This is a genomic window from Erythrobacter ramosus, from assembly GCF_009828055.1.
GTDB lineage: Bacteria > Pseudomonadota > Alphaproteobacteria > Sphingomonadales > Sphingomonadaceae > Erythrobacter > Erythrobacter ramosus.
The window spans coordinates 529,209-542,140 of record NZ_WTYB01000002.1; the positions used below are offsets into that span (position 1 = coordinate 529,209).

Genomic DNA, 12,932 nt, shown 5'->3' on the forward strand with positions numbered 1-12,932 from the left:
GACCTCGATCGAGCGGGCAATGGACATTTAACTGACATTGATGTAAGTGGCATTTCCTGAACCTAATTCGCGACTCGCGCAAAGGACGTTACACGATGGCCTTCACCGATCTTCCGCTGCTTGCCCCCGAACGCAAGGTGTCGGGCTTCCGGCCGCTCAAGGTGCTGCACCATTTCGGCAAGCTGGTCGATGACAAGGAGGACACCGAGCAGGTGTTCCACATCATCGAAGCGACCAAAGGCAGGCGCAGCCTTGCGCAGGCGCGCGATTTCGTCCGATCGACCGAAGGTCAGCGCTTCCTTGCCGATGGCGTGGATATCCCCGCAATGCTCGATGATCACGCGCGCTGGGCCGATTGCGCGCCGAACAGCGTTGCGGCGCATTACATCGCCTTCATGAAGCGCGAAGGCCTGTCGGCGGCAGGTCTGGTGGCCGAGAGCCACCGCTGGGCGCCGCCAGAAAGCCTGCCGCGCGATCAGACCCAGTGGTATTTCGATCGCCAGCGCGACACGCATGACCTGTTCCACGTGCTGACCGGCTATGGCCGCGATGCGCTGGGCGAGGTCAGCTTGCTGGGCTTCTCCTATGAGCAGAATCACAACACCGGCATCCTGTTCATCGCCTATGCCGGCGCGCGCCAGATCAAGAAGGTGAGCGGCACCAAGGCGCCGATCTTCGCCGCGATCAAGGAAGGCCGCAGGCTGGGCCGTGCTGCCGCCAAGATTTCGCATCAGGACATTGCAGCGCTGATGCACGAGGATATCGGCGAAGCGCGGGCGCGGCTGAATATCGGCAAGCCCGAGGTCTATCGCCAGTGTCTTGCGATCCTTGAGGGCGAGGGCATGATGCGGGAGGATTTGACGCTCGGCGGGGCTGGCGCGGAGGCGGCCTGAGGCTTCAGCGCAGTTCCTTGCGGATCACGAGCTTGAGGCCTGACCAGACCTCGTCAATCGCGCAAACCTTGGTGTCGACCAGACCGAGGGGCAGGGCAATCTCGCGGATTGTGTCTTCGGTGATGTCGGTTTCGACCTTGGCGGCTTTCTTCGGCCAGCTCACCCAGATCTGACCTTCTGGCGCAATCTGATGCCGCAGCGCGGTGAGCTGCGTCTCCAGCGCGGCGCGGGTCGTCACGAAGATATGCGCGGCATCGATCCCTTCGGCCGGGTCGGCTACGAAGAACAGTTCGAGCGCATATTCGTCGATCTCGTCGATAACATGCTCGGGCATGGCGTCGAACCACACCCGCATCCCGTCACGCAAGTTCAGCTTCTTGACGAGCGGCGTGCCGGAATAGCCGGAGGTCATTGCTCAGGATTCCATCCACTCGTCGAAGAACCGCTGGTTTGCGGCGCGCAATTCGATGAGCGGGATGCCGAGCACCTGATCACCGCCCACGGTGCCGATCCGCTGGAAGCCAATCTGCGCCGTGTCCGCATCGCGCGTGCCCTTGGCGAGGGCGGCGTTGAGCGCTGCGACATCGGGGACGGTCACCAGATAGCGCCCCTGATCCTCACCGAACCACCATTGCGCAGGTGAATAATCGGGATTGCCCGCCAGATCGGCCTCGGCCCCGATGCCGCCTGCGAGCGCCATTTCCGCGAGCGCCACGGCAAGGCCGCCGTCGGACAGGTCGTGGACAGCATTGACGAGACCATCAGCAATCAATTCATGGATGATCTCGCCAGCCGTGCGCTCGACCACCAGATCGGTCGGCGGGGTGCGACCCGCTTCCACGCCTTTGACGACGCGCAGCCACAGCGACTGGCCGAGGTGCGAGCGGGTGGGGTCGGGCTTGGCCCAGAATTCCGGCCCGACGAGGTAGATCGCATCGCCGGCCTGCTTGAAGTGCATCGTCATCATCTTCGACAGATCGGTGATGATGCCGACGCCGCCGATAGCCGGGGTGGGCAGGATCGCCGAACCGCCGCCGGTGGCCTTGCTCTCATTGTAGAGCGACACGTTCCCGCTCACGATCGGGAAGTCCAGCATCCGGCAGGCATCGCCCATGCCTTCGAGCGCGTGGACGATCTGCGCCATGATCTCGGGACGCTGGGGGTTGGCGAAGTTGAGGCAGTTGGTCACTGCCAGCGGGCGTGCACCAACCGCACAAAGGTTGCGGTAGGCTTCGGCAATGGCCTGCTTACCACCCTCGTACGGATCGGCGAAGACATAGCGCGGGGTGCAATCGGTGGTGATGGCGAGCGCCTTGCCCGTGCCATGCACTCGCACCACACCCGCGTCCCCGCCAGTCTGGAGCGTATCGGCGCCGACCTGCGAATCATATTGCTCGGCAATCCAGCGGCGTGAGGCGAGGTCGGGCGAGCCCATCATCGTCAGCAGGTCCGCCGCGATGTCATCGCTCGCGGGCACCTCGCCGAGCGGCTTCACGCCCGCCCACACCGCGTATTCTTCCTTGGAGAGGTAAGGCCGGTCATAAAGCGGGGCATCGTCGGCGAGCGGATCGAGCGGAATGTCGCACACCACTTCGCCATTGAATTCGAGCACCATGTGGCCGGTGTCGGTGACTTCGCCGATCACCGCGAAATCGAGCTCCCACTTCTTGAAGATCGCCTCGGCCATCGGCTCCTTGCCGGGCTTCAGCACCATGAGCATCCGCTCCTGGCTCTCGCTCAGCATCATTTCATAGGGCGTCATACCGGTTTCACGGCAAGGGACCTTGTTCATGTCGAGCCGGATGCCCGCGCCACCCTTGGACGCCATTTCGACCGACGACGAGGTCAGGCCCGCCGCGCCCATATCCTGAATGGCGACGATGGCATCGGTCGCCATCAGTTCGAGGCAGGCCTCGATCAGCAGCTTCTCGGTGAAGGGATCGCCGACCTGCACCGTCGGGCGCTTTGCATCGGCATCTTCGCCGAAGTCCGCGCTCGCCATGGTCGCGCCGTGGATGCCGTCGCGCCCGGTCTTGCTGCCGACATAGACGATCGGGTTCCCGAGCCCGGTCGCAGCCGAATAGAAAATCTTGTCCTGATCAGCCACGCCCACGGTCATCGCATTGACGAGAATGTTGCCATCGTAAGCCGGGTGGAAATTGGTTTCGCCCGCCACGGTCGGCACGCCCACGCAGTTGCCGTAACCGCCGATGCCCGCAACCACGCCCTGGACCAGATGCTTCATCTTGGGGTGTTCGGGCCGTCCGAACCGCAGCGCATTGGCATTGGCCATCGGCCGCGCGCCCATAGTGAAGACGTCGCGCAGGATGCCGCCGACGCCCGTCGCCGCGCCCTGATAGGGTTCAATGTAGCTCGGGTGGTTGTGGCTCTCCATCTTGAAGATCGCCGCCTGCCCGTTGCCAATGTCGATCACGCCCGCGTTCTCACCCGGACCGCAGATCACCCACGGGGCCTCGGTCGGCAACTTTTTGAGGTGCAGGCGCGAGGACTTGTAGCTGCAATGCTCCGACCACATCACCGAGAAGATGCCAAGCTCCACAAGGTTCGGCTCGCGGCCCAGCGCGTGCAGGACGCGCTCGTATTCCTCGGGCGAAAGGCCGTGCTGTTCGACGATTTCAGGGGTGATGGTGGTCGACTGGGACATGGACAGGGACTCCTTGGGCAGCCCCCTAGATTACTGAAGCGCGAAGGCCAAGTTGCCGCGTTTGCGGAACCAGCGATTCTCCCCGACCCACGTCGCCAGCGCGGTCATGATCCCGAAAGCGAGCAGCGCCTGCATGGCGAAGAATACCCCGGCGCTCTCCGGGTGCGGGCCGAACCAGCTGATCGCCTGCAACAGCAGCATCACGCCGATGAGAATCGCAGGCGGCCCCGCCGGGCCACGCGTCCGGCGCAGATAAAAGGCGAAGGCGCCAAGCGTCAGCCCCAGCTCCAGCGGGATCGCGACCCACGGCATGTCCCACAGGCCCAGCCCGAGTTTGGGCGGCGTGCCGTCCAGCGTCAGATCGGGCACGTGTACCAGCCAGTCGAGCAGCCAGTGCGACAGCACCACTAGTCCGGCCAGCGCGCCCAGCTTCACATCGCGGCGCTGCACCGCCACCACGCCGAGCAGCGCGGCGGCAAAGATCGTGGTTCCGATCAGGCTGTGGGTATAGGGCATGTGATAAAAGTCGATCGGCGACATCACACTTGCTGGCGGGTCGACGATGCGCATGTGCTCGACGCCGATGATGCTGAAGATGAAGAACGCCCAGTCGACCAGCTGCGCCGCCACGAACATCAGCCCCAACCGCGGCCGCTCAGGGCTGACCGCAGCGGCGACGAAAGCAGGGGCGAAGTGGCCGATGAACATGGAAGCAGCGTGCGCCTCAGCTGGGCGTTGCGGCGGTGGCCGGGACGAAGCGGAGCACCACAAAGGTGGCAATCCCGCTCGCCGCGCCGGTCACGAACGCGCCCCACAAGATATCGAGCACGCTGATATGCGTCGCCCAGACCTTCATCACCGCCTGCGAGGTGAGGTCGAAGGTGGCGTAGCACAGCGCGCCAAGCAAAATCCCGTTGAGCACGGCAGCTTGCACCGTCCCGCTCTCGATCCCCGGACGGATTGCAAACCAGGTGATGCCGGCGATGTAGATCAGATAGAAGGCAATCGCCGCACCGGCGTTGAAGTCCTTGGCCATGATCTCGCCGATCACCGGGCGATAGAGATTGCCCGCCGCCCAGCGCAGCCAGACGATGTCAAACGCCAGAAAGGATACGGCTGCGACGCCATAGGCGATGATCCACTTAAGCATATTGCGTGCAATTCCTGTTTTGGTGATCCCGCCCGTCACGGCCAGCCTTGACCGCGCCCGCGCGCCCCGTCAATGCTTGGCACCATGGACGAGGGCACAGGATCACCGGCAACTGCCGGACAAGACATTGCAGGCATGAGCTTCGAGCAGGCGCTGGCCGCGCTCGAACAGATCGTGCAGGCGCTTGAGCGCGGGGATGTGCCGCTGGATCAGTCGATCAGCCTTTATGAACGCGGAGAGGCGCTGCGGCTTGCCTGCCAGCAGCGGCTCGACGCGGCGCAGGCTCGGATCGAGCGGATTGTGACGGCAGCCGATGGCCGGGCGACCGGCACTCAGGCCTTTGACGCGGAAGGCTGAACCGATGCTGGCAGAGACACAAGGCAATGTGCTGAGCGACGCGATCCGCAATGTGCAGTCCGAAATCGATTCGCTGTTCGATGCGCTGTTGCCGGTGCCGGATGATACCAGCGCGCGTTTGATCGAGGCGATGCGCTATGCCGCGATCGGCGGCGGCAAGCGGGTGCGCCCGCTGCTGGTGTGCAGCACCGCCAGCCTGTTCGGCGTCTCGCGTGATGCGGCGCTGCGCGCGGGCGCTGCGATTGAGGCGATCCACGTCTATTCGCTGATCCACGATGACTTGCCCTGCATGGACAATGACGATCTGCGCCATGGCAAGCCGACCCTGCACAAGGTCTATGACGAGGCAACCGCGGTGCTGGCGGGCGATGCGCTCCATGCGCTGGCCTTCGAAATTCTCGCGGACGATGCCACCAGCGAAGACCCCTTCACCCGCAGTGAGCTGATCCTGACGCTGGGCAAGGCATCGGGGATGCACGGCATGGCCGGCGGGCAGATGATGGACATGGTCGCGGATGAGGAAGGGGTCGAATATGACCTCCACACCATCACCCGGCTGCAACAGCTGAAAACCGGCGCGCTGCTGGCTGCCAGTGTCGAGATGGGGGCAATCCTCGGCAAGGTCGCGCCGCAGGGCCGCGCGCATCTGAGGGCTTATGCCCGCGATATCGGCCTCGCGTTCCAGATCGCTGACGATCTGCTCGATGTCGAAGGCGATATCGAGAAGGCGGGCAAGGCGCTGCGCAAGGACGAAAGCCAAGGCAAGCAGACCTTCGTGACGCTGATGGGCGCGGAAAAGGCCCGTGAACAGGCCCGCGCGCTGGTCGATCAGGCCGTCCTGCGCCTTGCCTCCTATGGCAGCGAGGCGGACATCCTGCGCGCGCTCGCCCGCTTTATCGTCGAACGCGAGTCCTGAGCGAAGTTCTCACGGCAAACAGAGGGGAAAGCTGATGGCATTCCGGCAGATGATTCAGGAAGAAAGCCGTGGCGGTGTCACCATGCGGGTGCATCGCTATGTCGAAAAGAAGATGGTCGCGCGCGGGCTGCCCACCGGTGTGGAAGGCCAGATGCACTACATCGCCGAGCCGACGGATGTGCACCAGCTTGAAATCGAACTCAGCAACGCATCGGTTCTGATCGAACCGGGCGCGCTGCAATACTCCTATGGCAACCTCAGCGCCGAAGTGGTCCGCCACGAGGCGAACAAGGGCTTCTTCGCGCGCGCCGCCGCCTCAGCCGCGACCGGCGAATCTGCCCATGCGACGCGTTATTCCGGATCGGGCACGATCTGGTGCGAGCCGGTGCGCCGACATTTCGTGCTGGCGACGATGGATGGCCCGCAAGATGCTTTGCTGCTGGATGACCGGGCGTTCTATGCCTGCGCGGCAGAGATTTCGCTGACCACGCATATGCACAAATCGGTCTCGGGCATGTTTTCGGGCAATGGCCTCGCACAGCCCAAGATCACGGGTTCAGGGGTGTTCGCTGTCGAAAGCCCGGTGCCGGTGCACGAAATTGACGAGGTGCCGGTGCGCCCCGGTGAGGAAGTCGTGGTCGATGGCGATTTCATGCTGATGTATTCCGCCTCGCTTGAAGTGACGATTGGCCCGCTGGTGCAGGGCCTGCGCAGCGCGATGCGGTCAGGTGAGGGATTTGTCTACAAGATGCGTGGTTCCGGCAGCGTCTGGGTCACGCCGTCAGCCCGGATCGCCTGAGCCGAACACGCGCCAGACCAAGGGAGAGGACATTGTCATGAGCCGCCGCATCGGGATTTACCCGGGGACATTCGATCCCATCACGCTGGGCCACGCCGACATCATCCGGCGCGGGTCAAAGCTGGTCGATCACCTGATAATCGGTGTGACCACCAATCCGTCCAAGAACCCGATGTTCTCCACCGACGAACGCTTCCGCATGGTGGAGCGCGAGGTCGCGAACATGGGCCTCAGCAATGTCGAGGTGGTGGGCTTCAACGCGCTGCTGGTGAAATTCGCACAGAAGCAGGGCGCCAATGTCATTATCCGCGGCCTGCGCGCCGTGGCCGATTTCGAGTACGAATATCAGATGGCTGGCATGAATCAGCAGCTCGACGACGATATCGAAACCGTGTTCCTGATGGCGGATGTCTCGCTCCAGCCGATCGCGTCCAAGCTGGTCAAGGAAATCGCGGTCTATGGCGGCGATATCGCCCGCTTCGTCAGCCAGCCTGTATGCGAGGAAGTTAACGCCCGTGTGCGCGAGCAGGGGATGAAGGGCGATTACTAAGGCTCAGCCATCGCGGTAATGCGCCTCTCATTCATTGCAGTGTCAGCCGGGCAGGGCTAAAGCGCCCGCATAAATCCGGATGGAACCATGATCATCACCAAGCTTGCGCCTGCCCTTGCCGCCCTGTTGCTGTTCACCGCCCCGCAGGCGGCGTTCGCCCAGAAGCAGAAGGACGATACCCCGCCCGAGGCTTTCGGCGACAATGCCGAAAAGGCGGATGAGGAAGCCGTCCCCACAGTCGCGCGCACCTATCCGCCGATCAATTTTGATCCCACGGTCGATCCCGACAATGTCTGGGTGCTCGATCTGTCGAACGGCCAGCGGGTCAAGATCCGCCTAGCTGCCGAATGGGCGCCCGCCCATGCCGAACGGATCAAGACGCTCACCCGCGCAGGCTTTTACAATGGCGTGGTGTTTCACCGCGTGATCGAAGGCTTCATGGCGCAGGGCGGCGATCCGACCGGCACCGGGCAGGGCGGCAGCGAGCTTCCCGATCTGAAGGCCGAATTCAACCCGATGCCGCACGTGCGCGGCACGCTGTCGATGGCGCGCGCTTCGGAGGAGGACAGCGCCAACAGCCAGTTCTTCATCGTGTTCTACCCGCGCTTCAGCCTCGACAAGAAATACACCAATTTCGGCCGGGTGATCGAGAACATGGAAGCGGTTGATGCGATCAACCGTGGCGAGCCTCCCGCGACGCCGACCTATATCCTCCAGGCCTCGCTCGCCAGCGACAACCTGCCGCCCCCGCCGCCGCCCGCTCCGGCTCAGGATGCGCCGATTTCGGCTGATATGTTGAGCGCGCCGATCCCCTAAGGGGCTTCCCGCGGGCGCGCCATCGGGCTACGGGCGCGCGCCATGAAGGTTGACCTGTTCGATTTCGATTTGCCCAATGAACGCATAGCGCTTCGACCGGTGCGCCCGCGCGATGCGGCGCGGATGCTCGTTGTGCGCGGGGCGGATGCTCCATTCGAGGATCGCGGCGTGCGCGACCTGCCGAGCCTGCTGAACGCGGGCGACGTGCTGGTGTTCAACGATACCCGCGTAATTCCCGCTCAGCTCGAAGGCCGACGTGCCGATGGCGAGGCCAAGATCGGCGCCACTCTCCACAAGCGGCTCGACCTCAGGCGCTGGCAGGCTTTCGTCCGCAACGCCAAGCGCGTGAAGGAGGGCGACCAGATCGTCTTCGGCGGCGGCGTCACCGCGATTGCCGAAGCGCGGCTTGCCGATGGGTCGATCACTCTGTTCTTCGAAGGCGAGGAACCCGTCGAAGTTCTGCTCGACCGTGCCGGCACCATGCCGCTGCCGCCCTATATCGCGTCGAAGCGCGGGGTCGATGCGCAGGATCTCGAGGACTACCAGACGATGTTCGCGCGCGAGGAAGGCGCGGTTGCCGCTCCCACCGCCTCGCTGCATTTCACCCCAAGACTGGTCGACGCGATCGACGCCGCCGGGATCGGGCGGGCGATGCTGACGCTGCACGTCGGGGCGGGCACATTCCTGCCGGTAAAGGCGGACGACACCGACGATCACCAGATGCACGCCGAGTTCGGCCGCATCTCGGCAGAGACCGCCAATCAGCTCAACGAAGCCCGCGCCAAGGGTGGCCGGATCATCGCGGTCGGCACCACCTCGCTGCGGCTGCTCGAAAGCGCGGTGGATGAGAACGGCATCATCCAGCCTTTCGCCGGAGACACCGCGATCTTCATCACGCCGGGTTACAAACTGCGCGCGGTCGATGGGCTGATGACCAATTTCCACCTGCCTAAATCGACCCTGATGATGCTGGTTTCTGCGCTGATGGGGCGTGATCGGATGATGGCGGCCTACCAGCACGCCATCGCGAATGAATACCGCTTCTATTCCTATGGTGACTCCTCGCTGCTGCTCCCGTAATCGGTAGCAATGAGCGAACCTATCCTCTCGATCCGCGGCCTGACCAAGACCTACAAGAACGGCCCGCGGGCGCTTGATTCGGTCGATCTCGATATCCGCCCGGGTGAGATCTTTGCGCTGCTGGGGCCGAATGGGGCGGGCAAGACCACGTTGATCGGCGCGGTATGCGGGCTGGTTCGGCCCACGGGCGGGACGATCACCGCTTTCGGGCAAGACCTGTCGCGCGATTGGCGCAAGGCCCGCGCACGGATCGGACTGGTGCCGCAGGAACTCGCGACCGATATGTTCGAGACCGTGTGGCGCGCCATCGCCTATTCGCAAGGTCTGTTCGGCCGCCCCTATGATCCCGCGCGGCTTGAGGAGATCCTGCGCAGCCTGTCGCTGTGGGACAAGAAGGACGCACAGATTCGCGCGCTGTCCGGCGGGATGAAGCGCCGCGTGCTGATCGCCAAGGCACTGGCGCATGAGCCAGAGTTGCTGTTTCTCGACGAACCAACCGCCGGTGTCGATGTCGAACTGCGCAAGGATATGTGGCAGCAGATTGCGGCGCTGAAAGAGCGCGGCGTCACCATCATCCTCACCACCCACTACATCGAGGAAGCCGAGGAAATGGCCGACCGCGTCGGCATTATCCGCGGAGGGCGTATCCTGATGGTGGATGAAAAACGCGCGATGATGGAGCGGCTCGGCACCACCGAGGCAGTGATCACCTTGGCCGCGCCGCTGGCCGCGATTCCGCCTGCGCTTGCCGGGTTCCCGGTGGAGATTGGTGCGGACGGGATGCAGCTGATCTATCGCGGCGGGAACGGGCAGGGCGGGGGCCGTGCACAGGTGGCGCAGCTTACCCAAGCGCTAACCCGCGCGGACATTGCCTATACCAGCCTCGACATCCACGATTCGTCGCTGGAAGACATTTTCGTCGGCCTGCTGGGCGAGAAGGAGGCCGCGTGATGTATTTCAACGCTCGCAGCGCGCTCGCCATCTACCGCCGCGAAATGGCCCGCGCTTTCCGCACCGCATTCCAGTCGATCCTCTCTCCGGTGCTGACCACCTCGCTCTATTTCGTGGTGTTCGGATCGGTAATCGGCGCGCGGATGGAGCCGATTGGCGGCGTGCCTTACGGTGCCTTCATCATTCCCGGCCTGCTCATGCTGACGCTGCTGGGCGAGACCACCAGCAACGCGAGTTTCGGTATCTATATGCCGCGCTTCACCGGCACGATCTACGAACTGCTCTCCGCACCTGTCGGCGTGGCCGAGACGCTGGCCGGTTTCGTCGGGGCGGCGGCGACCAAGGGGCTTATTCTGGCCGCCATCATCCTCGGCACGGCGACGTTCTTTGTGGATTACGAGATCAAATATCCGTTGCTGGCCGCGTTCTACATCATGCTGGTCGCGGCCAGCTTTGCGCTGTTCGGCTTCATTCTTGGCATCTGGGCGGATAGCTTCGAAAAGCTCGGGATCATTCCGATGCTGATCCTTACGCCGCTGACCTTTTTGGGCGGCACATTCTATTCGATCCGCGAATTGCCCAGCCCCTGGGACGCCGTCGCGCTCGCCAATCCGATCGCTTTTCTGGTGAGCGGCCTGCGTTATAGCTTCTACGGTGTGTCCGATGTGCCGATTGGCGTGTCGCTCGGCCTCACAATCGGCTTCCTGGCGCTATGTACCCTTGTTATTGCAGTGATTTTCCGCACAGGATGGCGTCTTCGCGAGTGACGTTCGTAGATCGCCAAAGGCTCTTGGTCGGACCATATGCACTGTCTGGCTGACATTAACGGCAAGTCCAACCTTCGTTCATTGCGCAGAAAGTCACGCATTCCTAGATGTTTGACCACCTGCTGCACCCCCTGCGGCCGGTCAAACGAAGGATAACAAGAATGAAAAAGATCGCATTCGCTTCGCTCGCAGCGATGGGCGCGATTGCGCTGCCGGCCGCAGCGCAGGCCCAAGATTCGAACCAGCCGGAAGTCACCATCGGTGCTTCGGTCGGTCTCCACGACCTCGCCGTGGATGTTGAAGATGCCGACCTCGACGGCTTTGACGTCGACGAAAGCGGCGAAATCTTCGGTGGCTTTGCTGCGGTCGACTTCCCGCTGGGCACCAACCTGTTCGCCGGTGTGGAAGGGAACGCCCACTTCGGCAGCGGCCCGATCGACGCGGAATACGGCGCATCAGCCCGTCTCGGCTTCCGCACCGATGGCGGCGCGAAGATCTATGCCCGCGGCGGCTACCAGTGGGTCGACCTCGACGCCGGTAACCTGATCGGCGTGCCCGATTTCGACGAGAGCGACTTCCCCAATCTGGACACCACCGCTGGTGACTACCTCGTCGGCGTCGGCGTTGAAGTTCCCGTGAGCTCGGTTGTCCTGCGCGCCAACGTCGATACCATCGCGTTCGACACCCTGCGCGGCACGGTCGGCGTGGGCTTCAAGTTCTGATCGCCTGATCCGGACTGAGACTGGCAACGGGCCGCTCGTCATCATGGCGGGCGGCCCGTTTGCTTTTGGCCGGCTCGCTTTAGGGGTGACAGGCGGGCGCCGCCTCGCTAGCGCGCGGGGCCAATGACCGCCCCCCGTTTTTCCTTCACCCTCCACGCCACGGACGGCAAGGCCCGTACGGGCACCATCGCCATGCAGCGCGGCGAGATCCGCACGCCGGCCTTCATGCCGGTGGGCACGGCGGCGACGGTCAAGGCGATGAAGCCCGAAGCCGTGCGCGGCACGGGCGCCGACATCATCCTCGGCAACACCTACCACCTGATGCTGCGCCCCGGCGCGGAGCGCGTGGCGCGGCTTGGCGGGCTGCACACCTTCATGAACTGGCCGCGCCCGATCCTGACCGATAGCGGTGGCTATCAGGTGATGAGCCTGAGCGAGTTGCGCAAGCTGACCGAACAGGGCGTCGAATTCCGCAGCCACCTCGATGGCAGCAAGCACATGATCACGCCCGAACGCTCGATGGAAATCCAGCGATTGCTCGGCAGTGACATCGTCATGGCGTTCGACGAATGTCCCCGCGCCGACCGTCCGCGGGACGAGATCGCTGCCTCGATGGAGCTCTCCATGCGCTGGGCCAAGCGTAGCCGCGAAGGCTTTGACAGCGGCGAGGAACATGCGAGCCGCGCCGCTTTGTTTGGCATTCAGCAGGGCGCCCTGCATGAAGACTTGCGCCGGATCAGTGCCGACAAGCTCACCGACATCGGCTTCGATGGCTATGCCGTCGGCGGGCTTGCCGTGGGCGAAGGGCAGGAGGCGATGTTCGGCGTGCTCGACTGCGCGCCCGACATGCTGCCGACGGACCGCCCGCGTTACCTGATGGGTGTGGGCAAGCCCGATGATCTGGTCGGCGCGGTTGAGCGTGGGATCGACATGTTCGATTGCGTGCTGCCGACCCGCTCGGGCCGCAACGGGCAGGCGTTTACGTGGAATGGCCCGCTGAACCTGAGGAACGCGCGCTTTGCCGAGGATACCGGCCCACTGGATGAGCGCTGCCACTGCCCCGTCTGCACCACCTATAGCCGCGCCTATATCCATCACCTCGTCAAATCGGGCGAGATGCTGGGCGCGATGCTGGTGACCGAGCACAACCTCAGCTTCTATCAGGCCTTGATGCAGGGCATGCGCGACGCCATTGCAGGCGGGCGTTTTGCCAGTTTTGCCAGCGACTTCCGCCGGGATTATCTGCACCGGGGGGCTTGAACCCTG

At 63.7% G+C, this 12,932-nt stretch carries 15 protein-coding genes; 11 read left to right on the forward strand and 4 right to left on the reverse strand.

The annotated features are described in order from the left end of the window. Window positions 1-95 precede the first annotated feature (95 nt). The gene (locus tag GRI59_RS09130) at window positions 96-893 is read left to right on the forward strand and encodes a Coq4 family protein (RefSeq protein ID WP_160760880.1); all 798 of its coding nucleotides are present in this window, start codon (window positions 96-98) and stop codon (window positions 891-893) included. 4 nt (window positions 894-897) lie between these two features. On the opposite strand, the gene GRI59_RS09135 is transcribed toward GRI59_RS09130, so the two are convergent. The 4 genes from GRI59_RS09135 to GRI59_RS09150 are packed head-to-tail and all read right to left on the reverse strand — an operon-like array spanning window position 898 to window position 4,708. After that, on the reverse strand, window positions 898-1,305 hold the full coding sequence (locus tag GRI59_RS09135) for a DUF3052 family protein (protein ID WP_160760881.1): 408 nt from the start codon (window positions 1,303-1,305) through the stop codon (window positions 898-900). Window positions 1,306-1,308: 3 nt separating this feature from the next. Beyond that, entirely contained in the window at window positions 1,309-3,558 is a 2,250-nt protein-coding gene (gene purL / locus GRI59_RS09140; RefSeq protein WP_160760882.1) for a phosphoribosylformylglycinamidine synthase subunit PurL, read from the reverse strand. A 30-nt stretch (window positions 3,559-3,588) separates the two neighbouring features. After that, window positions 3,589-4,266: a hypothetical protein gene (locus GRI59_RS09145; RefSeq protein ID WP_160760883.1), complete on the reverse strand. Its 678-nt coding sequence runs from the start codon at window positions 4,264-4,266 to the stop codon at window positions 3,589-3,591. A 16-nt stretch (window positions 4,267-4,282) separates the two neighbouring features. Continuing rightward, window positions 4,283-4,708 (reverse strand): DUF2177 family protein, encoded by a 426-nt coding sequence (locus tag GRI59_RS09150; protein ID WP_166546294.1) that lies wholly within the window; start codon window positions 4,706-4,708, stop codon window positions 4,283-4,285. 84 nt (window positions 4,709-4,792) lie between these two features. Between GRI59_RS09150 and GRI59_RS09155 the strand changes: the two genes are divergently transcribed. From GRI59_RS09155 to tgt, 10 genes are all read left to right on the forward strand, one after another. After that, window positions 4,793-5,065, forward strand: coding sequence for an exodeoxyribonuclease VII small subunit (locus GRI59_RS09155; protein WP_160760884.1), 273 nt, complete (start codon window positions 4,793-4,795; stop codon window positions 5,063-5,065). A gap of 4 nt (window positions 5,066-5,069) precedes the next feature. Continuing rightward, on the forward strand, window positions 5,070-5,981 hold the full coding sequence (locus tag GRI59_RS09160) for a polyprenyl synthetase family protein (protein ID WP_160760885.1): 912 nt from the start codon (window positions 5,070-5,072) through the stop codon (window positions 5,979-5,981). Between the two features lie 34 nt (window positions 5,982-6,015). Further along, complete coding sequence (locus GRI59_RS09165; RefSeq protein WP_160760886.1) at window positions 6,016-6,780, forward strand: AIM24 family protein; 765 nt, start codon at window positions 6,016-6,018, stop codon at window positions 6,778-6,780. Window positions 6,781-6,817: 37 nt separating this feature from the next. Further along, entirely contained in the window at window positions 6,818-7,330 is a 513-nt protein-coding gene (coaD, locus tag GRI59_RS09170; protein WP_160760887.1) for a pantetheine-phosphate adenylyltransferase, read from the forward strand. An 87-nt stretch (window positions 7,331-7,417) separates the two neighbouring features. After that, window positions 7,418-8,146, forward strand: a complete 729-nt coding sequence (locus tag GRI59_RS09175; protein ID WP_160760888.1) for a peptidylprolyl isomerase — start codon at window positions 7,418-7,420, stop codon at window positions 8,144-8,146. 42 nt (window positions 8,147-8,188) lie between these two features. Continuing rightward, window positions 8,189-9,226: a tRNA preQ1(34) S-adenosylmethionine ribosyltransferase-isomerase QueA gene (gene queA, locus GRI59_RS09180; RefSeq protein ID WP_160760889.1), complete on the forward strand. Its 1,038-nt coding sequence runs from the start codon at window positions 8,189-8,191 to the stop codon at window positions 9,224-9,226. Window positions 9,227-9,235: 9 nt separating this feature from the next. Beyond that, window positions 9,236-10,177, forward strand: coding sequence for an ABC transporter ATP-binding protein (locus GRI59_RS09185; RefSeq protein ID WP_160760890.1), 942 nt, complete (start codon window positions 9,236-9,238; stop codon window positions 10,175-10,177). Next, complete coding sequence (locus GRI59_RS09190) at window positions 10,177-10,944, forward strand: ABC transporter permease (protein WP_183363619.1); 768 nt, start codon at window positions 10,177-10,179, stop codon at window positions 10,942-10,944. The genes GRI59_RS09185 and GRI59_RS09190 overlap by 1 nt, the downstream gene beginning before the upstream one ends. Window positions 10,945-11,105: 161 nt before the next feature. Beyond that, window positions 11,106-11,666 (forward strand): outer membrane beta-barrel protein, encoded by a 561-nt coding sequence (locus GRI59_RS09195; RefSeq protein WP_160760892.1) that lies wholly within the window; start codon window positions 11,106-11,108, stop codon window positions 11,664-11,666. 123 nt (window positions 11,667-11,789) lie between these two features. After that, window positions 11,790-12,926 (forward strand): tRNA guanosine(34) transglycosylase Tgt, encoded by a 1,137-nt coding sequence (gene tgt / locus GRI59_RS09200; RefSeq protein ID WP_160760893.1) that lies wholly within the window; start codon window positions 11,790-11,792, stop codon window positions 12,924-12,926. Window positions 12,927-12,932 lie beyond the last annotated feature (6 nt).